Origin of the sequence: Thalassovita gelatinovora (genome assembly GCF_001458355.1) — a bacterium.
Lineage (GTDB): Bacteria > Pseudomonadota > Alphaproteobacteria > Rhodobacterales > Rhodobacteraceae > Thalassobius > Thalassobius gelatinovorus.
Window position 1 is genome coordinate 78,220 of record NZ_CYSA01000019.1, and the last position, 19,678, is coordinate 97,897.

Consider the following 19,678-nt stretch of genomic DNA (forward strand, 5'->3'; position numbering starts at 1 on the left):
CTCATGTTTACGCCCCTGCAGGCGATGGCAGAAGACGAAGAAATCGTGCTGGGATTGTCACAAAACCGGGTGGCCATCACGGCGCGGTTCGACGGGTCCGACATCCTGCTTTTCGGTGCGGTCAAACGCGAATCCCCGATCCCGGACGACCCGCTAGAAGTGATCGTTACCGTCGAAGGGCCGTCCGGTCCGTTGTTGATACGACGCAAGGAACGGCGTTTCGGAATTTGGATCAATTCAAAGGTTCTGGAAGTCGATAGCGCTCCGGCTTTTTATGCCGTCGCTTCCAGCGGTCCTCTGTCCGAGGTGCTGGAGCGGATAGAAAACGAACGCTACAACATCACGGTAGATCGTAATATTCAAACCGTGACCAGCACGGTGGAATTCGGCAACACCAAGGAATTCAGCACCGCCTTGGTCCGTATTCAGCAGGAAAACAACAGTTACCAAGTGTTGGAAAATGCGGTTGTGGTTGATCAACAGACGCTGTTTCGAACTTCGATCTCACTGCCTTCAAACTTGACTGAAGGAGATTACCAAGCGCGGATTTTCCTGACCCGAGGCGGCAGCGTGATATCGCAATTTACAACCACCATTGACGTGCGCAAGGTTGGGCTTGAACGGTTCTTGTATAATCTGGCGCATGAACACGCACCGATTTATGGAATATTGTCCTTGGTCATCGCCGTTGTCGCCGGATGGGGGGCGTCGGCCGCCTTCCGGCTGATCCGCGAAGGATAGCTGCGGGCTGACTTGACCAATTTTGCGACCCTCAGCCGCGCCCGATATAGGGCATCTTGGTTGCCATCAGGGTCAGGAATTGCACGTTTGCTTCGGGTGCCAGCTCTGCCATTTGCAGCACCGCCTTGGCGACATCATCCACCGACATGGTCGGCGGCGGGTTGTCGGGGTTCCTTGCGATGATGCCTTCCAGAAGTTCGGTCCGCGCGTTGCCGATATCGATCTGGCCGCAGGCGATGTCGAAGGCGCGCCCGTCCAGCGACAACGTCCTGGTCAGGCCGGTGATCGCGTGCTTGGTCGTGGTATAGGTCACCGACCCTTCGCGCGGCACATGGGCGCTGATCGACCCGTTGTTGATGATCCGCCCGCCCTGAGGGTTTTGCGCCCGCATCCGGGCGAAGGCCGCGCGGGCGCAATAGAACATCCCGTCGAGATTCACCGACCGCACCAGGTTCCATTCCTCGACGCTGATTTCGTCGATCGGGGCGGCGGAGCCGAACATGCCGGCATTGTTGAACAGAACGTCCAGCCGTCCAGCCCAATCCACGAAGCGGTCGAAAGCGGCATCAACACTGTCGGGATCGGTCACGTCACAGGGCAGGACAATTGCGTTTGCTTTCCCGTCGGCGACCTGTGTCAGCGCGGCTTCGCCCCGGGCCAAGAGCCCGACACGCCACCCATGGTCCAGGAAAGTTCGGGCGCAGGCCGCGCCGATCCCGGCGCTGGCACCGGTGATGAGTATCGTTTTCATTCCTTTTCCTCCTGCAACAGGCTCAACGGTGCGGCGGGTACTGTGCGCAGATCATCGACCCGCAGCGGTCCGCTGGGTTTCGACAATCGTGGCCGCACCACCCAATGCAGTCGTTCTTCGGCGCGGGTGATGGCGACATAGGCCAGACGTTTCCACAAGGGTTGCCCGGCTTCAACCCGGCCCATTCGGGCCGCAGCGTACAGGTCGGGGGCGAAAACCTGCACATCGCGCCATTGCGACCCTTGCGCCTTGTGGATCGTCACCGCAGCACCATGCAGGAACACCGCCCCCATCCGGGCGGCAAAGGGAATGAAGGGTTCTTCTTCGTCCGGCTTTTCGATCTTAACAATCGAGGCGGCAGACACTTGCGGGTCTTCGGCTCCGATCACATGCAGCCGTGAAAACCCGGTTTTCCGACCCCGGCCCAGATAGATCACCTGCGCCCCCTTGATCAGCCCCCGCGCTTCCAGGTCCAACCGTTTTTTGCGATGTTTGAGCGGCAATTCAAGCCCGTCACAAATCAACGGCTCACCTTCCAGCAGCGCATCGTCGGGGGCGTCATAGACGGCTCGAAACGCATTGATCAACCGGACACGGGTCGCATTGCGCCAAACCAGAACAGGTGACCGCGCCATTAGATCGACTTCGACCCGCTGAGCCCAGACCACGCGATCATCGGTCTTTGCGGCCTGTTCGACCATGCGTTCGAAATCTTCAAACCCCAGCGCCGGATCGGCCAACGCATGAGCCAGGTCCAAGATCGGATTGTCGGCATCCTGCCGGTGGATACGGTGCAGGTTCAGAACTGCGGGTTCCGGCATGGTGTCGAACACCATCTGACCCGATTGCCCCACCGGGGCCAGCTGGGCCGGATCGCCGAACAGCAGCAAAGTGGGGAATATTTCCTTGAGATCCGCGAACTGCTTTTCATCGAGCATCGAAGATTCGTCGACAAAACCAATATCGAGAGGATCGTCACGGCGTTTCCAGCCAGTGATAAAATCCGATCCACGCAGCCCCGCCGCCGCCAAGGCCCCGGGGATCGATTTATGCAACTGGTAAAACGCATGGGCCCGGTCCAGCGCTTCGTCGGTCAGGCCCTCGATGTCCGGCTTTTCACCGTTCCCTGCCAACCATTCAGCGATCTTTTCATATTCCGGGTCATAGACCGGGGTGTAAAGAATGCGATGAATCGTGGTTGCCGGAACGCGCCGGTTGCGCAACACACTGGCCGCCTTGTTGGTCGGGGCCAGGATTGCCAACGTGCGCCGGTCTTTACGTTTGCGCCCTTCATAATCGCCTGAAACCACATCGACGCCCGCCGCTTCCAGCGCCTTATACAGCTCGGCAAGCAACAAGGTCTTGCCCGATCCGGCCTTGCCGGTCACGGCGAGAACCCGATTTTTTCCGTCCTGTGGTGGGGTCAGGATACCTTCGGCCAAATCCACACCAGCCGACCGCAAAACATCGGCGATACGGTCATAGGCTTCGGCCTGATCATGGGAAAATTGCAGCGCGGGAACGGTCATGGCGCGACCCTATATCGGGGTCGCACAAAGGGCTAGGGCCGCTGTTTCGTAAACATGTGGATCTGCGTTTCTTTCCGGTCCGAACAGCCCGGAAAGGCGCGTTCGAACCACATCGCCGATTGCCCCAGTGTCAACCGTGCCAGCCGCGCCGCGCGGGCCTTGACCGTTGCGTTCGGGACTAATGAAGCGGTATCTGTCGCGCCTTTGCAGGTCTGCAAATGCGGACGCGCCCCGATTCCAATGCAAAGCCGCGTAAATCGGGCGTCACAGCAGCATCTGAAATGGTGCAATCGGAACCGATCAAAGATTTCTGCCGCCCCCAGAAACAGCGCAGCAGCGACCAACGGATCGGGATCAGGTGACAGACAAAACCGGCTGCATTGCCAGACCGGCAAGCAGCCCGATAGGGGCAAAAACCGCATGGATCCGCCATGACGGCCATCACCGCGTTGCCACAGTAGGTAAAGCGGATCGTCACCGCCTCTTGGATCAAGGGGGGCGCCGGTATCCTGTTCCATGCTGTCACGCAGATAGGGGGAGCGATGCAGTTGCTCGGTGGAAAGGTAACGCAACATCGGTTTTCCCCACGCCAAAGGGAAAACGCTAGTCAGGGCCGGTTAACATGAGAAAACCGATACATACGCCGCAACAACGGGGTATTCAGGAAAAATCCGCAGCGTTTTCAGGAACGCCGCGGATCTTATTTTCAACCGTGGAAAACAGATTTATTTCTTGCCTGCATCCAACACGTCTTCGAGGGTGCGCAGCCCGGTCCGGGGGGCCTGAACCAGCACCGCCATGTTGCCCGGCTTGTGTTCATTGTGCAGCATCTTGACATGTGCATCGGGGATTTCCGCCCAAGGGAAAACTTCCGACATGGTGGGATCGATACGCCGTTCAATCATCAGCTTGTTTGCCGCTGCCGCCTGCTTCAGATGGGCGAAATGTGACCCCTGCAAACGCTTCTGGTGCATCCACATATAGCGAACGTCGAAGGTACAGTTGAAACCCGAAGTGCCAGCACAGATCACGACCATGCCTCCCTTCTTGACCACCAGGGTCGAAACCGGGAAGGTCGCTTCGCCGGGATGTTCGAACACCATATCGACGCTGACACCCTTGCCCAGAATGTCCCAGATCGCCTTGCCGAATTTGCGCGCCTCTTTCAGCCACGCATTGTATTCCGGCGTGTTTACCGTGGGCAATTGCCCCCAGCAGTCGAAATCCTTGCGGTTGATCACGCCCTTGGCGCCGAGGTTCATCACGAATTCGCGCTTGTCCTCATCCGAAATCACCCCGATGGCATTGGCCCCGGCGGCATTGGCCAGCTGGATCGCAAACGACCCCAACCCGCCCGACGCGCCCCAGACCAAAACATTCTGGCCCGGCTTCAACTCATGCGGGTGATGACCGAACAGCATCCGGTACGCGGTGGCCAGCGTCAGCGTGTAGCAGGCGCTTTCTTCCCAGGTCAGGTGCTTGGGGCGCGGCAGCAGTTGCTGCGCCTGAACCCGGGTGAACTGAGCGAACGACCCGTCATAGGTTTCATAGCCCCAGATCCGCTGCGTCGGCGAAAACATCGGGTCGCCGCCATTGCATTCCTCATCGTCACCATCATCTTGGTTACAATGGATCACGACCTCGTCGCCGACTTTCCAAGTCTTGACCTTGTCGCCCACGGCCCAAACGATGCCCGACGCGTCAGACCCGGCGATGTGGTAAGGATGCTTGTGGGAATCGAAGGGCGAAATTGGTACGCCAAGCCCGGCCCAGACACCGTTGTAGTTCACGCCCGCAGCCATAACCAGAACCAGCACTTCGTGGCTGTCGATTTTCCAGGTATCGACGACTTCAACCTGGAACGATTTATCCGGTTCGCCATGACGGTCCTGGCGGATTGCCCAAGCGTACATTTTCTCCGGCACATAGCCCAACGGGGGCATTTCGCCGATTTCATAAAGATCCTTTTCAGGCGCTTCGTAAGGGGCGATCCCCGTGTCAGTATCCAGAGCCATCTTTGCCTCCAAGTTTAGGTCATGCCGCGATGCAGAATCGCGCCGTCTACCCCGAGAGATAAAGACGCTCGCGCAACAATGCAATCCGATTTAAGTCGTTTTTGTAATTTTATGACCTCGCAAGTGCAGAAAAACCTATGCGGTTGATGCTGCAGGAGCAAAGATATGATCTACAGAGGCCGCGTAAAACTGAAGTAGCGGCTTTTCATGTTCAATCGGCACGACGGTTTCGCCGTCCAGCCGGATCAGATTCCGTTGTTCCAACAGCGTAATGGCCTGTTCCAGTGCCAACCCCGCATGGTCGCGCGGCCAATAAACCGCCGAATGATCGCTTTCCCTCAACAGTTTTTTCATTTGCAGTTCCAACGTCACCCGATCCATCGCCCCGTGGGTCAGCAGAAGGTGGGCCAGAACCGGCACCGGCAGCACCGGCATTGCGGCCGATATTCGGCGCATCATCTCGTCGGCCAATGCCTGTACATCGCCCTCGAATCCGGCAAGCGGCAGCGGTTTTCCAAAACACACGCCAGCATGTCCATAGCGCCGCCTGCGCCCGGCCGGGCCCATCCAGATCACTTTCAGCACCCCAGACAACACAGACCGCAGCGGCACTCGAAACCTTCGCGCTGATTTTTCGGCAGCGGCCAGCAGCGTGCAGTCTTCCAGCACGTGATCATAATTCAGCGCCACCGGTACAAAGATCACTTCGCGGCCGTTCGGATCGCGGGCGTCGACAATATATTTCAAGATACCCAGTTTGGGATCGGACAAACGACCGGTCAGGCTAAGCCGGCCTTCGGGAAAAACCGCCTGCGTGACCCCGGCCCGTGTCGCCAGATAAATATACTTCGCTAAAATTTCACGATAGAGAAGATCACCATCCCGGCGCCGGATGAAATAGGCCCCCAAGGCGCGGATCAACCGGCTGAGCGGCCAGATCCGGGCCCATTCACCCACCGCATAGCTGAGCGCACCACGCGGCGCGGCCAGATGGGTCAGCAACACGTAATCCATGTTGCTGCGATGGTTCATCACCAAAACCACCGTCGCATCGGTATCCAGCTGTTCAATGCGTTCACCGTCAAAGTTAATCACCCGAACCTGATAAAAACTGCGGCACAGCCAACGCGCCACGCGCGCGGCAAAGCTAAAATAGGTCCAGACGCTGAAGGCGGGTACGATTTCACCGGCGTAACGGCGGGCGCGTTCAAAGGCGACGTTTTCCGGAATACCTTCGCTTGCCGCATAGTCGGTGATCGCCTGACCAATCTCGGGGTCATAAATCAGCCGCTGGATCATGTCGTACCGGCGCGCCAGCTTGAACGGTTCGATCGGTCGGGTCAGACGCGTGTTCAGCCGCGCGACCAGCCGCTCCATCCGTTTACGAAAAAACCAGCGTACCGACGGAAACAGGAAATGTGACGCGAAGGTGACCGCTGCAAAGGCGATCAACAAAGCCAGAACCCAAAGCGGCATTTCTACTGTGGCAGTCATTCGTGCACCATGGCGCGGTTTTGCATCCCGGTAAATCACAAGGGGCAATAATCTGAAAATGCCGCATTGCGGCGAATTGACAGCGCCACAAAATTCCAAGTATCAACGCCAAGACGAAAGATTATTGCCCACCCTGATTCACGAGGCCGCCATGACCGAGACAAACAAAGACCGCCAAGCCGATCGCCCGTGGCTGTTTCGCACCTATGCGGGCCATTCGACCGCGAAAGCGTCGAACGCGCTGTATCGTTCCAATCTGTCCAAGGGTCAGACCGGTTTGTCGGTTGCCTTCGACCTGCCGACCCAGACCGGCTATGACAGCGATCATATTCTGGCCAAGGGAGAAGTCGGCAAGGTTGGCGTACCGGTCTGCCATCTGGGCGACATGCGGGCGCTGTTCGACGAAATTCCGCTGGAACAGATGAACACTTCGATGACGATCAATGCCACCGCGCCTTGGCTGTTGTCGCTTTATATCGCGGCAGCCGAAGAACAGGGGGCCGATGTCAGCAAACTGCAAGGCACCGTCCAGAACGATCTGATCAAGGAATACCTGAGCCGCGGCACCTATATTTGTCCGCCGAAACCTTCGTTGAAGATGATCGCAGACGTGGCCGAATATTGCTATTCCAGCGTGCCGAAATGGAACCCGATGAACGTCTGTTCTTACCATCTGCAAGAAGCAGGCGCGACACCAGAACAGGAATTGTCCTTTGCACTGGCCACGGCACAGGCGGTTCTGGATGAACTGCGTCCACGCGTCCCGGCCGAAGATTTCCCGGCCATGGTCGGGCGCATCAGCTTCTTCGTGAATGCGGGCATCCGCTTCGTCACCGAGATGTGCAAGATGCGCGCCTTTGTCGATTTGTGGGATGAGATCTGTGAGCAACGCTACGGCGTCGAAAACCCCAAATTCCGCCGCTTCCGCTATGGGGTGCAGGTGAATTCGCTGGGCCTGACCGAACAGCAGCCGGAAAACAACGTCTACCGCATCCTGATCGAAATGCTGGCGGTGACCCTGTCGAAAAAGGCCCGTGCGCGCGCTGTGCAGTTGCCCGCCTGGAACGAAGCTCTGGGCCTGCCGCGCCCGTGGGATCAGCAATGGTCGCTGCGCATGCAACAGATCATGGCCTATGAAACCGACCTGCTGGAATACGAAGACTTGTTCGACGGCAACCCTGCCGTCGACGCCAAGGTCGAAGCGCTGAAAGACGGTGCGCGGCACGAATTGGCCAATCTCGACAGTATGGGCGGGGCAGTTGCATCGATCGAATACATGAAAGGCCGTTTGGTCGATTCCAATGCCGAGCGTCTGAACCGGATCGAAAAGAACGAAACCATCGTGGTCGGCGTGAACAAGTGGACCGAAGGCGAAGCGTCGCCGCTGATGACCGGCGATGGCGGTATCATGACCGTTGATCCCGCGATGGAGGCCGATCAGGTACAAAGATTGCAGGATTGGAAAGCCGACCGCGATCAAGCGGCGGTGGAAAAGGCCTTGGCCGATCTGCGCAGCGCCGCTCAGAACGGCGACAATGTCATGCCTGCTTCGATTGCAGCGGCAAAGGCGGGTGTCACCACCGGTGAATGGGCCACCCAGATGCGGGCAGTGTTCGGCGAATATCGCGGTCCGACCGGGGTGTCGAAATCGGTCAGCAACAAAACCGAAGGGTTGGAAGACATCCGCGAGGCGGTGAATATGGCCAGCGACAAGCTGGGCCGCCGATTGAAATTCCTGGTCGGCAAGCCAGGGCTGGACGGGCATTCCAACGGTGCCGAACAGATCGCATTCCGCGCCCGCGATTGCGGCATGGATATCGATTATGAAGGCATCCGGCTGACGCCCGAAGAATTGGTCAAGGCAGCGCAGGAAAATCAGGCGCATGTTGTTGGTCTGTCGATCCTGTCGGGATCGCATATGCCGCTGGTCGAAGACCTGATGGAGCGGATGCGCGACGCCGGTTTGGGCCATATTCCGGTGATCGTCGGCGGGATCATTCCCGACAACGATGCGGCTCGGTTGCTGGAAATGGGTGTGGCCAAAGTCTATACACCGAAGGATTTCGAACTGAACGCGATCATGAAAGACATCGTGATGCTGGTTGATCCGCAGGTGGTGGCGGCAGAGTAAAGCCCAGCCACACTTGCTTGCCTGCCCCATTCGGACTTATCCTTGCCCTCTACCAAAAGGGGACAACATGGGAAACATTGCCATGAAAGCCCGGGTGACAGGCCGCGTTCAAGGTGTCGCCTTTCGCGCCTGGACCCGGTCCCGCGCCGACCGGTTGGGCCTGTCGGGATGGGTTTGCAACGAAGATAACGGATCGGTCAGTGCCCTGTTCGACGGGCAAAAAGGCGCAGTTCTCGCCATGATCGACGAATTGTGGGAAGGGCCCGGCGCGGCCTCGGTCCTCGATGTGCAAACCGAAATGGTCCCTCACGACGATGCCTTGTCAGGTTTTTACATCCGGTATTGAATCCCCCCGCAGCACGTCGGAGGGGCACAGTAACTTGCGCTCTCAACGTCGCCATTTCTCAAAGGTTGCCTTACAAGATCGGGTTCTGCATTGTGTCCCAAAAAAGCGAGGATTTGAAATGGCTTTGGACATCCGCCCCCTTTGTGCCGCTGACGAAGCCGATTGGCGGCGTCTGTGGACCGCTTATCTGGAATTCTACCAAAGCACGGTGCCGGAAGAGGTCTATCAGAACACCTTCGCCCGGCTGATTGATTCCGAAAAGGAAAACCAACACGCCCTGCTGGCACTTCTGGATGGCAAACCTGTCGGATTGGTGCATTACATCTACCACCCGCATAATTGGCGGCAGGAAGACGTGTGTTACCTTCAGGATCTCTATGCCGACCCCGATGTGCGGGGCCAAGGCATCGGTCGCGCCCTGATCGAGGCGGTTTACAAAGCTGCCGATGAAAACGGCACCCCTTCGGTGTACTGGATGACGCAGGACTTCAATCACACCGCGCGGAAACTTTATGACCGAATTGCAACGTTGACCCCGTTCATCAAATACCAACGCTAGGACCCTGCCATGACCATCCATATCGGCGCCCAGCCTGGAGAGATCGCGCCAACCGTCCTGCTGCCGGGCGACCCCTATCGCGCCAAATGGGCCGCAGAAACCTTTCTGGACGCCCCCAAGCAGGTCAATGATGTGCGTGGCATGTTGGGGTTCACCGGCCATTACAAAGGCAATCCGGTAACCATCCACGGCTCTGGCATGGGAATGCCGTCCCTATCGATCTATGCTAATGAACTGATCCGCGATTATGGTGCGAAAACGCTGATCCGCATCGGGTCCTGCGGCGCCATGCAAGACAAGGTGAAGCTGCGCGACGTAATCTTGGCGATGACCGCGTCTTCGGTTTCAACGCCGTCATCCGGGATTTTCAGGGACTTCAACTTTGCCCCTTCGGCCGACTGGTCGCTATTGAAAGCCGCGGCCGAAGCGGCCGAGGCCAAAGGCGTTTCGGCCCATGTCGGCGGTATCTATTCCGCCGATGTTTTCTATGACGAACGGCCAGATCTGAACGAACAGATGACCCGTCACGGTATTCTGGGAGTCGAAATGGAAGCAGCCGAGCTATATAATCTCGCCTTGCGCTATGGCGTGCGGGCCTTGGCCGTACTAACCGTGTCAGATCACCTGATCCGCCATGAAGCCTTGCCATCGGCAGACCGCGAACGCTCCTTTGGCGACATGGTCGAAATCGCGCTAGAGGCGGCTTTCGCTTAACGCTGCGATCAGGCGCGCCAACGGGGGCCGCACCGGTTTTCGCGCGGTCAGAACAAGCGCCTTTCCCGTCGGCACAGCCTGCGGAAAAGGGCTGACCAGCCGACCCGCTTTGAGATCCTGTTCGATCAGGCATTGATGCCCCATCAACACCCCGGCCCCGTTCACTGCTTCTTGTACCGCCAGCGCATAGAGCGAAAAAACAGGGCCGCGCAATTGTGGTGTCTCTGCCCCTGCCCGTGCCTGCAACCAGACCGCCCAGTCTTGTGACCAACTGCTGTCGGACAGGCAGGGCAACTGCGCCAGATCAGCGACCTGCATCACCCGACCCGCCACGTCAGGGGCACATACCGGCAGAATTTCATCCGTCGCGACCACCTGACCGTCTTCAGGATCGCCCAGAAACAATGTCAGGTCGAATGGGTCCCGCCCCAGATTGGGTGCCTGTTCCATTGCCGTAACCGAAATCACCAGATCCGGCAGTGCCCGGCGGATGGCCGGCAGACGCGGCGACAGCCACAGTTGCGCCACGGCTGGCAGCGCCGCGATATGCAGCCGGTTGGGGCTGGCGACGGCGCGGATTTCCTGCACCGTGGCGGCCAGTTGATCAAAGGCACGTTCGGCCAGCGGCAAAACCTGCCGCCCCAGATCATTCAGAACCACTCCCTGCGGCTGCCGCTCAAACAGGTCTGCCCCGGCCCAGTCTTCCAGCCCCTTAACCTGCTGCGCCACCGCGCCGGAGGTGACGCAGAGTTCTTCCGCCGCCTTGGAAAAGCCCCCCAGACGGGCGGCGGCTTCGAAAGCGCGCAGAGCATTCAGGGCTGGGCCGGTGGGGCGTGGTGGATGAACAGGCATGATTAGACTCAGTTTTACTGGGCCTAGAATAGATGAAATCTGATTTGCGCGATAGCATGGAACCGGATTTTGTGGCCTGGAACAGAAACAGGAGACTCCGATGCCCCATCTGGCCTCGAGAAGCTGGGTTCCGACCCGATGCGAAACCTTTATTCAGGAACTGTCGACCAAAGTGTCCAACAGCACCAGCACAGAGCTTGCCAACCGGATTGACGCCTTGGCGATCCGCAACAAGGCGATCCATGAACGCGATTGCTTCAACCTGAACCCGGCCACCAATGTGATGAACCCGCGCGCCGAGGCGCTCTTGGCCTCTGGGCTCGGCACCAGACCGTCGCTTGGGTATCCCGGCGACAAATATGAAATGGGGCTGGAAGCGATCGAAGAAATCGAGGTCATCACAGCCGAACTTTGCGGTGAAATTTTCGCGGCCAAATATGCCGAAATCCGGGTGCCGTCGGGGGCGATTGCCAATCTTTATGGCTTCATGGCCTTGGCGAAACCCGGCGATGCGATCATCACCCCACCGGCCAGCATCGGCGGCCATGTCACCCATCACGCGGCCGGTTGCGCCGGGCTGTACGATCTGCAAAGCCACGCCGCCCCGGTAGATGTCAACGGCTACAGCGTCGATCTGGACAGGCTGGCCGACTTGGCGCGACGCATCAAACCAAAGATCATAACCATCGGCGGCAGCCTCAACCTGTTCCCCCACCCAGTCGCCGACATCCGCGACATCGCGGATGAAGTCGGCGCGTATGTGCTGTTCGACGCGGCGCATCAATGCGGGATCATCGCCGGGGGCGCTTGGCCTAACCCGCTGGATCAGGGTGCGCATCTGATGACGATGAGCACCTATAAATCGCTTGGCGGCCCGCCTTCCGGCCTGATCGTCAGCAATGACGCCGATATTGCTCAACGGCTCGACGCGATTGCCTTTCCCGGCATGACCGCCAATTTCGATGCCGCCAAATCCGCCGCCTTGGCGATGACCATGCTGGATTGGCGCGATCACGGCACCGACTATGCCCGGATGATGGTCGATACCGCCCGGGCGCTGGCCAGATCGCTTAGCGATCTGGATCTGCCGGTCTTTGGAGCCGAAAAGGGGGCCACCACGTCGCATCAATTCGCGCTGGATGCGACCCGGTTCGGCGGCGGTCAGACGGCGTCGAAAACCCTGCGCAAAGCGGGATTCCTGGCCTGCGGCATCGGTTTGCCACTGCCGGAACTTGACGGTGACATGAACGGTCTGCGTCTCGGGACGCCAGAACTTGTTCGCTGGGGCATGACCCCGGACCATATGCCGGAACTGGCCCGGCTGATCGCCAGTGCCCTGCGCTCGAACGCACCAGAAACGCTGGCCAGCGAAGTTTCTGCTTGGCGGCAAGGCTTCGACAAGCTGCATTTCATCAACGCCAACTGATCCGGTTTCTTCTTGGCAAAAATACTCCGGGGTCCGGGGCAGCGCCCCGGTCCGACCTTACCGCCCGTGGCTGCGGTCGTAGCCATTCACCTGCGGTATCGCCCAGCTCGACAATGCCCCCGGTTTGGCCGCAAAGACCTCGACCAAAAGCGGATAGCAGGCGGTGGAATCGCTGGAATGTTCGGCGGAACAATCCCCGCCCGGACAGGCCGACAAAGCCCCCAGCAGATCGATTTCGGCAAAAAATTCCAGGTAATCACCGGGCCGGACAGGACTGGCCTTCATGAAATACTGCCCGGTGTCGCGGGTAAACCCGGTACACATGAAAACATTCAGCACGTCATGAACATGCGGTTCTGCCTCTGTCAGGCTCATGCCCGTTGCATCGGCCAACGCCCGGGTCAAATTGGAATGGCAGCAATGATGATACTGCCCACCGGTCAGCAGGGTATGGGTATAAGGATCACAGCGAGTACCGATCACATCGTGCACCGATCCGCCATAGGGATCGATCCCATACCAGCCCAGCGTATCGTCGATGATCGTCGCCATCGGACGTAGATAGGGGAAAGCCGACCACATCCGTTCCCCTACCGTCAAATGGGTACCATGCAGCGCCCTTGTCTTGCCGGAATAAAACCGTTCGGACAGATCATTGGCATTCCACAGGTTCAGATCGCCGACTTGCGCCCCCTCAACCGAACTGATGCGGAAAAACTGCCCAGCCTTGACCCGGAAACAGCCTGCATCGCGCGGCGCAACCAGAACTTCGTCCACCTTTTGCGCCCCGGCCCGGGCAGTCCGGTAAAGATCCAGATCACATCGCGGCAAGCTGTCGTTGGGATAAGCGATCACCGGCGCAATCGCGCGGCGAGCTTCGGCATCGGCGGGAATATCAGTCATATTGGCCTCGGGTCATTAAAAAGCCGGGGGTGGCGTTTTCTGACAGCAAACTTTGGGTGGGGAATTGTCCATTGTAAAGCTTTCGGCACCGCAAACCGCACAGCGATAACAGCTTTGCCCATCGCGATCGCCGCGCCGGTCGGCACGCCATTTACAGTGCCGCGTCCGACGGTTCGAAAAAATCATGATCAGGATGAAGGCGACAATCAGGCCGATGGGATAAATCATGCCGCCGGTCTACAGGTTCCGACCCAAAGGGGAAAGTCAGACCGCCCGCCCCGCCATCCGCCCAGAAAAGATACAACCACCCAAAAACGTCCCTTCAAGCGCATTATAGCCGTGATAGCCGCCGCCACCGAAACCCGCGACTTCCCCGGCGGCAAAAAGCCCCGGAAAGGCCGAACCGTCGGGGCGCAGAACCTGCCCATCAAGATCGGTGTGAAGCCCACCCAGCGATTTACGGGTCAGGATATTCAACCGCACCGCAATCAACGGCCCGTTGGCAGGATCGAGGATCTTGTGCGGTTTCGCGGTGCGGATCAGCCTGTCGCCGCGATAAGCACGGGCCTGCCGGATCGCGATCACTTGCGCGTCCTTGGCGAATGGGTTGTCGATCTGGGCGTCGCGCGCCTGCATTTGCGCGGTGATTCGGGCCGGGTCCAGTGGCGCATCGGGGGTCAGCCGGTTCATGCCGTCGATCAGTGCGGGCAGGGAATTTGCGACGATGAAATCCTCGCCATGAGATTTGAACGCCTCGACCGGAGCCGGGGCCCCTTTGCCTGCCAGTCGCGCCTTGATCACCGCCGACCATTTGCCTGCTGTCAGGTCGGGGTTTTGTTCGCTGCCCGACAGCGCGAATTCCTTTTCGATGATTTTCTGGCTCAGGATAAACCAGCTATGTTCGTGCCCGGTTGACAGAATACGCCGCAAGGTTGCCAGCGTGTCGAACCCCGGCAGACAAGGGGCCTGCATCCGCTGCCCCAAGGCATCGAACCAGACCGAACTGGGACCAGGCAGGATGCGAATGCCGTGATTGGGCCAAATCGGATCCCAATTCGCCAAACCTTCTGTGTAATGCCACATCCGGTCTTCGTTGATGGCTCCGGCCCCGGCGGCCTTGGCTGCCTGCTGCATCTGTCCATCGACGTAATCCGGCACCCCGGCCACCATGCGCTGCGGTGCCGGGCCAAGCCGATCAACCGGCCAATGGGCGCGCACCATGTCGTGATTGCCACCGATCCCGCCCGAGGTCACGATCACCGCCCCGGCGCGGTGTTCGAACTGCCCGACGCTGGCGCGCGTGGTGGACCGTCCCCGATCAGCCGCATCTGGGCGCAGCACCTCACCGCAAACGCCGGCCACCGCACCATTTTCCACGATCAGATCCGTCACCCGGTGGCGGAACCCGAACCTGAGCCGACCATCCGCTGCCGCCGCATGCACCAGCCGTTCAAACGGTGCAACAACCCCAGGACCGGTGCCCCAAGTTACGTGAAACCTTGGCACCGAATTGCCATGCCCATCGGCCAGCGCACCGCCGCGTTCGGCCCACCCCACCACCGGGAACCAGCGCATGCCAAGGTTTTTCAGCCAAGGGCGCATTTCCCCCGCCGCAAAATCCAGATAGGCGTCTGCCACCTTGCGGGGGTTGGCGTCTTCGGCGCGGTCAAAACCGGCGCTTCCCATCCAATCCATCGTTGCCAGTTCATGACTGTCACGGATGCCCATCCGTCGCTGTTCCGGCGTATCGATCATGAACAGCCCGCCCAGCGACCAAAACGCCTGTCCCCCCAGCGATTGTTCGCCTTCTTGGTCCAGCAAAAGAACCTTGCGCCCGCGTGCAACGGCTTCGGATGCTGCGACAAGACCGGCAAGACCCGCGCCCACAACGATAACATCGACCATGATTGTTCCTCCCGACGGTCAGGCTAGGCCGAGGAGGTGCATTCGCAAACACGAACCTTGCGTAAAGAAAAGGCGCGCCCGATCACGGGTGCGCCCTTTGTCTTTTCCGGATGGGAGTAGCGATTTAGGCAGCAGCGGCGTATTCGTAGTATTCCACGAAGTTTTCGCCCTTGGTCGCCACAGTGGGTTCTGCCGTGTAATAGGCATAAGCCTGTTCCAAGACTTCAAGGGCTTGGCGAGCCTGCTGTTGTTGGGTTTGTGCGGTGTTGGACATCATAGCCTCGGTTCTTTGATGATCCCCCCTGTGGCTTTGAAGATAGCGATCGGGCCGAAAATAACATCCGACAATCGTGCCTTGCCGCTATGCAGCATTTGCAAAATTGACCATAGGTAAAGAAAAAGGCCCGCCTGATGGCGGACCTTTTGAATGGTTCGAACTGCATGAAACCTTACACGGTGCGGTTGACCATCATGCGCTTGATTTCGGCAATCGCCGCAGCCGGGTTCAACCCTTTGGGGCAGGTCTTGGTGCAGTTCATGATCGTGTGACAGCGATACAGTTTGAACGGATCTTCCAGTTCGTCCAACCGTTCGCCGGTGGCCTCATCCCGGCTGTCGATGATCCAGCGATAGGCATGCAGCAGCGCAGCCGGGCCAAGATATTTGTCGCTGTTCCACCAATAGCTGGGGCAGGAGGTCGAGCAGCTGGCGCACATCACGCATTCATACAGACCATCGAGTTTCTTGCGGTCCTCGATCGACTGCTTCCATTCTTTCGCCGGGCGGTTTGTCTTGGTCTCCAACCACGGCATGATGCTGGCATGCTGGGCGTAAAAATGGGTCAGGTCGGGGATCAAATCCTTGACCACCGGCATATGCGGCAGCGGGTAAATCTTGACCGTGGCCGATTTGACCTCGTCCATACCATAGATGCAGGCCAGCGTGTTGATGCCGTCGATATTCATCGCACAGGACCCGCAGATGCCTTCGCGGCAGGACCGGCGGAAGGTCAGGGTCGGGTCAATTTCGTTTTTGATCTTGATCAGCGCGTCCAGAATCATCGGACCACATTTATCCATGTCGACGAAATAGGAATCCACCCGGGGATTCTCGCCGTCATCAGGGTTCCAGCGATAGATCTGGAATTTGCGCACATTCGTCGCGCCCTCGGGTTTGGGCCAGGTTTTCCCGGTACGAACCCGAGAATTCTTGGGGAGCGTCAGTTGGACCATTGTCGCATCTCCTGCTTGGACGGCCCGGGGTCGCAGCCCGGAGCCCTTGTGATCTTTGCTGCGGCCAGCGCCGCGTTAAGTGCTTAGTCGGCCCGCGTCGCGGACAAACAAAGTGTTTCCTTCACCTTCAAACGAGGCGCTGTAGCCTGCGGCAGTAACCCGCCCGATCAGGTCAGTATCCCATTCTTTTGCATGTTCGGTTTCCATCAGGATCGCGTCGGGCATGTCAGCCTCGCCCGCTTGATCCAGCCATGGGTTCAGCACCGAATCTTCGAAGCCTTCGACATCTATCTTCATGACGCAGACATCGTAATCATCCGCGCCCTTCAGATACGGGGCCAAGGGCCGGACCGGCACGCAGACTGCGCCGTCGACCTTGCTCGCGGCGACGCCGCGCAACGATGCCTGACCGTAATTTCCGGCCCGCAGCATCAGTTTGGCTTCGCCTTCCTCGGCCCCCAAGGCGCAGCCTTCGATGCGCACAACATGGCCAAGGTCGTTGCGGCGCACGTTTTCGCCCAAGCGCCCCAGCATCACCGGGTTGGGTTCAAAGGCGATCACCCGCGACCCGTCGCCGGCAGCACGGGCCAGAGGCACGGCAAACGCACCGCAATTGCCGCCAATATCCAGCACCAGCGCCCGCTTGCCGGCGATCATATCCGTCAACGCTTTCAACGATTGCGCCTCGGGCGGTTCGCCGTTCAACCAGATGCACTGTTCGGTGTAGTTGTCCTGCGGGTTGACCAGCAGTTCCACCCCCGCAAAGCTGATCGCGCTTTGAGGCAATAACGCTCGCAGGTGACGCCGGACCTTGGGCCCGGCGGCCTGAAACGCTTTGCGTAGGTGTTTTTGCTGGTTCCGGTCCATCGCGCTTCCTTAGAACGTCCGCGCCTTGGGTGCGATTTTCGCCAGAGAAATACCGCCTTCGGCTTCGGTGCTCAGCGGATCGACGATCACCGGACGGTAGCTGAGATCGACCTTGTTGCCTTCAACACGGCTGACGGTGTGAATACGCCAGTTCTTGTCGTCGCGATCCGGGTAATCTTCGTGGGCATGGGCACCACGGGATTCCTTGCGTGCCTCCGCCCCGACGATGGTGGCCAAAGCGTTCGGCATCAGGTTGGTCAATTCCAGCGTTTCCATCAAATCGCTGTTCCAGATCAGCGAGGTATCGGTGACTTTCAGATCGTCCAGCTTGGCGGCGATCGCGGTCATCTTCTCAACCCCTTCCTTCAGGGTCTTGTCGGTCCGGAACACAGCTGCGTCTGCTTGCATGGTGCGTTGCATTTCCAACCGCAATTCAGCGGTGGGCGTATTCCCGTTGCCGTTGCGCAACCCGTCGAACCGGTCGAACGCCTTGTCGATCGAGGCTTGGTTCAGTTCCGGGTTCGGCGCATCGGGATCGACAATCTGTCCTGCCCGGATCGAAGCCGCGCGACCAAACACAACAAGGTCGATCAACGAGTTGGAGCCAAGGCGGTTGGCCCCATGCACCGAAGCGCAGCCAGCTTCGCCAGCGGCCATCAGGCCCGGCACGATGGCAGTCGGGTCATCCTTGCTCGGGTTCAGAACCTCGCCCCAGTAATTGGTCGGGATGCCGCCCATGTTATAGTGAACGGTCGGCAGAACCGGGATCGGTTCCTTGTGCAGATCGACACCGGCAAAAATCTTGGCGCTTTCGGAAATGCCCGGCAGGCGTTCAGCCAAAGCTTCGGCGGGCAGGTGCGACAGGTTCAGGTGAATATGATCGCCCATTTCACCAACCCCGCGACCTTCGCGGATTTCCATCGTGATCGAACGCGACACGTAATCGCGCGGTGCCAGATCTTTATACTGAGGCGCATAGCGCTCCATGAATCGTTCGCCTTCGGAGTTGGTCAGATAACCGCCTTCCCCACGCGCACCTTCGGTGATCAGGCAGCCCGAGCCGTAGATGCCGGTCGGGTGGAACTGCACGAATTCCATGTCCTGCAATGCCAGACCGGCACGCGCCACCATGCCGCCGCCATCGCCGGTGCAGGTATGCGCCGAGGTGGCCGAGAAGAACGCGCGGCCATACCCGCCAGTGGCCAGCACCACCATCTTGGCATTGAACACGTGCATGGTGCCGTCATCGAGTTTCCAGCACACCACGCCCTGGCACACGCCATCTTCGGACATGATCAGGTCGATGGCGAAATATTCGACGTAGAATTCGGCATTGTTCTTCAGCGACTGACCGTAAAGCGTGTGCAGGATCGCATGGCCGGTCCGGTCGGCTGCGGCGCAGGTGCGCTGCACCGGCGGGCCGTCACCGAATTCGGTGGTATGACCACCAAAGGGGCGCTGATAGATTTTGCCCTCTTCCGTGCGCGAAAATGGCACGCCGTAATGTTCCAGTTCGTAAACCGCCTTGGGCGCTTCACGGGCGAGGTATTCCATCGCGTCGGTATCACCCAGCCAGTCCGACCCCTTGACGGTGTCGTACATGTGCCATTGCCAGTTATCGGGACCCATGTTGGACAGCGAAGCGGCAATACCGCCCTGTGCCGCCACAGTATGCGACCGGGTCGGGAACACCTTGGTTACGCAAGCGGTGCGCAGGCCCTGTTCGGCCATGCCCAAAGTGGCACGCAGTCCGGCACCGCCGGCACCGACGACAACCACGTCATAATCGTGCGTCTCGTATTCGTATGCAGCCATTTTTCTAATTCCTTCAGAGCGCGATCTTGGCCAGGGCGAACAGACCGAATGCGGTCAGAACGTAGGACAGGCCGATCACGAACATCACCAGCAGCTTGCGCGTGGTGCCTTGTGCATAATCTTCGATCATCATCTGAGCACCTTTTGCGAAGTGGCGCAGGCCGACCAGAAGAACCAGACCGGTTAAAACCGCCGTGAATGGACGGGAAAACGTGGCCAGCACGTCGTCGTGTGACGATCCAAGGGCACGGCCCAAGATGAAGATGAAAAGCGGGACCATACAGGCCAGTCCGACCGAACTGACGGTCATGTACCAGTGATGTTCGGTCCCGGTATGGGAAGCGCCTTTGCCCTCGGCGCGTTTGCGGGCGGTCAGATAACGCATGGCTTGGCTCCGG

The 19,678-nt window shown here is 59.1% G+C and carries 19 protein-coding genes; 6 read left to right on the forward strand and 13 right to left on the reverse strand.

Annotated features, from left to right (window positions below):
- Positions 1-3: 3 nt before the first annotated feature.
- A complete protein-coding gene (locus TG4357_RS10590) occupies positions 4-741 on the forward strand; it encodes a TIGR02186 family protein (protein ID WP_233487481.1) in 738 nt (245 codons plus the stop codon).
- Between the two features lie 31 nt (positions 742-772).
- Here TG4357_RS10590 and TG4357_RS10595 read toward each other — a convergent pair whose 3' ends face one another.
- The 5 genes from TG4357_RS10595 to TG4357_RS10615 all read right to left on the reverse strand — a co-directional run bounded on the left by TG4357_RS10595 (position 773) and on the right by TG4357_RS10615 (position 6,530).
- On the reverse strand, positions 773-1,492 hold the full coding sequence (locus TG4357_RS10595) for an SDR family oxidoreductase (protein ID WP_058262867.1): 720 nt from the start codon (positions 1,490-1,492) through the stop codon (positions 773-775).
- A complete protein-coding gene (locus tag TG4357_RS10600) occupies positions 1,489-3,021 on the reverse strand; it encodes an ATP-dependent DNA helicase (RefSeq protein ID WP_058262868.1) in 1,533 nt (510 codons plus the stop codon). Before TG4357_RS10600 ends, TG4357_RS10595 begins: the two co-directional genes overlap by 4 nt.
- Before the next feature lie 32 nt (positions 3,022-3,053).
- Positions 3,054-3,596, reverse strand: coding sequence for a hypothetical protein (locus TG4357_RS10605; RefSeq protein ID WP_058262869.1), 543 nt, complete (start codon positions 3,594-3,596; stop codon positions 3,054-3,056).
- A 150-nt stretch (positions 3,597-3,746) separates the two neighbouring features.
- Complete coding sequence (gene ccrA, locus TG4357_RS10610) at positions 3,747-5,036, reverse strand: crotonyl-CoA carboxylase/reductase (protein ID WP_058262870.1); 1,290 nt, start codon at positions 5,034-5,036, stop codon at positions 3,747-3,749.
- Positions 5,037-5,171: 135 nt separating this feature from the next.
- Positions 5,172-6,530: a 1-acyl-sn-glycerol-3-phosphate acyltransferase gene (locus tag TG4357_RS10615; protein WP_058262871.1), complete on the reverse strand. Its 1,359-nt coding sequence runs from the start codon at positions 6,528-6,530 to the stop codon at positions 5,172-5,174.
- Positions 6,531-6,681: 151 nt separating this feature from the next.
- Between TG4357_RS10615 and TG4357_RS10620 the strand changes: the two genes are divergently transcribed.
- The 4 genes from TG4357_RS10620 (at position 6,682) to deoD (ending at position 10,280) form a co-directional block, all read left to right on the forward strand.
- Positions 6,682-8,661, forward strand: coding sequence for a protein meaA (locus TG4357_RS10620; protein WP_058262998.1), 1,980 nt, complete (start codon positions 6,682-6,684; stop codon positions 8,659-8,661).
- A 67-nt stretch (positions 8,662-8,728) separates the two neighbouring features.
- Positions 8,729-9,007, forward strand: a complete 279-nt coding sequence (locus tag TG4357_RS10625; RefSeq protein ID WP_058262872.1) for an acylphosphatase — start codon at positions 8,729-8,731, stop codon at positions 9,005-9,007.
- Positions 9,008-9,125: 118 nt separating this feature from the next.
- Positions 9,126-9,566, forward strand: coding sequence for a GNAT family N-acetyltransferase (locus TG4357_RS10630; RefSeq protein ID WP_058262873.1), 441 nt, complete (start codon positions 9,126-9,128; stop codon positions 9,564-9,566).
- A gap of 9 nt (positions 9,567-9,575) precedes the next feature.
- On the forward strand, positions 9,576-10,280 hold the full coding sequence (gene deoD / locus TG4357_RS10635) for a purine-nucleoside phosphorylase (RefSeq protein WP_058262874.1): 705 nt from the start codon (positions 9,576-9,578) through the stop codon (positions 10,278-10,280).
- Here deoD and TG4357_RS10640 read toward each other — a convergent pair.
- Positions 10,260-11,132 carry a LysR substrate-binding domain-containing protein gene (locus tag TG4357_RS10640; protein ID WP_058262875.1) on the reverse strand — a complete coding sequence of 291 codons (873 nt, stop codon included), beginning with the start codon at positions 11,130-11,132 and terminating at the stop codon, positions 10,260-10,262. The genes deoD and TG4357_RS10640 overlap by 21 nt on opposite strands.
- A gap of 100 nt (positions 11,133-11,232) precedes the next feature.
- Between TG4357_RS10640 and glyA the strand changes: the two genes are divergently transcribed.
- Positions 11,233-12,558, forward strand: a complete 1,326-nt coding sequence (glyA, locus tag TG4357_RS10645) for a serine hydroxymethyltransferase (protein ID WP_058262876.1) — start codon at positions 11,233-11,235, stop codon at positions 12,556-12,558.
- 57 nt (positions 12,559-12,615) lie between these two features.
- Here glyA and TG4357_RS10650 read toward each other — a convergent pair whose 3' ends face one another.
- From TG4357_RS10650 to sdhD, 7 genes are all read right to left on the reverse strand, one after another.
- Positions 12,616-13,461, reverse strand: coding sequence for an urea carboxylase-associated family protein (locus tag TG4357_RS10650; RefSeq protein WP_058262877.1), 846 nt, complete (start codon positions 13,459-13,461; stop codon positions 12,616-12,618).
- A 264-nt stretch (positions 13,462-13,725) separates the two neighbouring features.
- Positions 13,726-15,366: an FAD-binding dehydrogenase gene (locus TG4357_RS10660; RefSeq protein WP_058262879.1), complete on the reverse strand. Its 1,641-nt coding sequence runs from the start codon at positions 15,364-15,366 to the stop codon at positions 13,726-13,728.
- Positions 15,367-15,490: 124 nt separating this feature from the next.
- Positions 15,491-15,643, reverse strand: coding sequence for a hypothetical protein (locus TG4357_RS19505; protein ID WP_158509069.1), 153 nt, complete (start codon positions 15,641-15,643; stop codon positions 15,491-15,493).
- A 172-nt stretch (positions 15,644-15,815) separates the two neighbouring features.
- The gene (locus TG4357_RS10665) at positions 15,816-16,598 is read right to left on the reverse strand and encodes a succinate dehydrogenase iron-sulfur subunit (RefSeq protein WP_058262880.1); all 783 of its coding nucleotides are present in this window, start codon (positions 16,596-16,598) and stop codon (positions 15,816-15,818) included.
- Between the two features lie 75 nt (positions 16,599-16,673).
- A complete protein-coding gene (locus TG4357_RS10670) occupies positions 16,674-17,465 on the reverse strand; it encodes an FkbM family methyltransferase (protein ID WP_058262881.1) in 792 nt (263 codons plus the stop codon).
- Positions 17,466-17,474: 9 nt separating this feature from the next.
- The gene (gene sdhA, locus TG4357_RS10675) at positions 17,475-19,280 is read right to left on the reverse strand and encodes a succinate dehydrogenase flavoprotein subunit (protein ID WP_058262882.1); all 1,806 of its coding nucleotides are present in this window, start codon (positions 19,278-19,280) and stop codon (positions 17,475-17,477) included.
- A gap of 13 nt (positions 19,281-19,293) precedes the next feature.
- Positions 19,294-19,665, reverse strand: a complete 372-nt coding sequence (gene sdhD, locus TG4357_RS10680) for a succinate dehydrogenase, hydrophobic membrane anchor protein (RefSeq protein WP_058262883.1) — start codon at positions 19,663-19,665, stop codon at positions 19,294-19,296.
- Positions 19,666-19,678: the final 13 nt, after the last annotated feature.

Coding starts and splice junctions, on each gene's coding strand:
- TG4357_RS10615 (WP_058262871.1), bottom strand. CDS start 6,530: ATGACTGCCACAGTAGAAATGCCGCTTTGGGTTCTGGCTTTGTTGATC.
- sdhD (WP_058262883.1), bottom strand. CDS start 19,665: ATGCGTTATCTGACCGCCCGCAAACGCGCCGAGGGCAAAGGCGCTTCC.
- TG4357_RS10625 (WP_058262872.1), top strand. CDS start 8,729: ATGGGAAACATTGCCATGAAAGCCCGGGTGACAGGCCGCGTTCAAGGT.
- TG4357_RS10595 (WP_058262867.1), bottom strand. CDS start 1,492: ATGAAAACGATACTCATCACCGGTGCCAGCGCCGGGATCGGCGCGGCC.
- TG4357_RS10660 (WP_058262879.1), bottom strand. CDS start 15,366: ATGGTCGATGTTATCGTTGTGGGCGCGGGTCTTGCCGGTCTTGTCGCA.
- TG4357_RS10620 (WP_058262998.1), top strand. CDS start 6,682: ATGACCGAGACAAACAAAGACCGCCAAGCCGATCGCCCGTGGCTGTTT.
- sdhA (WP_058262882.1), bottom strand. CDS start 19,280: ATGGCTGCATACGAATACGAGACGCACGATTATGACGTGGTTGTCGTC.
- TG4357_RS10630 (WP_058262873.1), top strand. CDS start 9,126: ATGGCTTTGGACATCCGCCCCCTTTGTGCCGCTGACGAAGCCGATTGG.
- TG4357_RS10640 (WP_058262875.1), bottom strand. CDS start 11,132: ATGCCTGTTCATCCACCACGCCCCACCGGCCCAGCCCTGAATGCTCTG.
- TG4357_RS10605 (WP_058262869.1), bottom strand. CDS start 3,596: ATGTTGCGTTACCTTTCCACCGAGCAACTGCATCGCTCCCCCTATCTG.
- glyA (WP_058262876.1), top strand. CDS start 11,233: ATGCCCCATCTGGCCTCGAGAAGCTGGGTTCCGACCCGATGCGAAACC.
- TG4357_RS10665 (WP_058262880.1), bottom strand. CDS start 16,598: ATGGTCCAACTGACGCTCCCCAAGAATTCTCGGGTTCGTACCGGGAAA.
- TG4357_RS10670 (WP_058262881.1), bottom strand. CDS start 17,465: ATGGACCGGAACCAGCAAAAACACCTACGCAAAGCGTTTCAGGCCGCC.
- TG4357_RS10600 (WP_058262868.1), bottom strand. CDS start 3,021: ATGACCGTTCCCGCGCTGCAATTTTCCCATGATCAGGCCGAAGCCTAT.
- TG4357_RS10590 (WP_233487481.1), top strand. CDS start 4: ATGTTTACGCCCCTGCAGGCGATGGCAGAAGACGAAGAAATCGTGCTG.
- ccrA (WP_058262870.1), bottom strand. CDS start 5,036: ATGGCTCTGGATACTGACACGGGGATCGCCCCTTACGAAGCGCCTGAA.
- TG4357_RS19505 (WP_158509069.1), bottom strand. CDS start 15,643: ATGATGTCCAACACCGCACAAACCCAACAACAGCAGGCTCGCCAAGCC.
- TG4357_RS10650 (WP_058262877.1), bottom strand. CDS start 13,461: ATGACTGATATTCCCGCCGATGCCGAAGCTCGCCGCGCGATTGCGCCG.
- deoD (WP_058262874.1), top strand. CDS start 9,576: ATGACCATCCATATCGGCGCCCAGCCTGGAGAGATCGCGCCAACCGTC.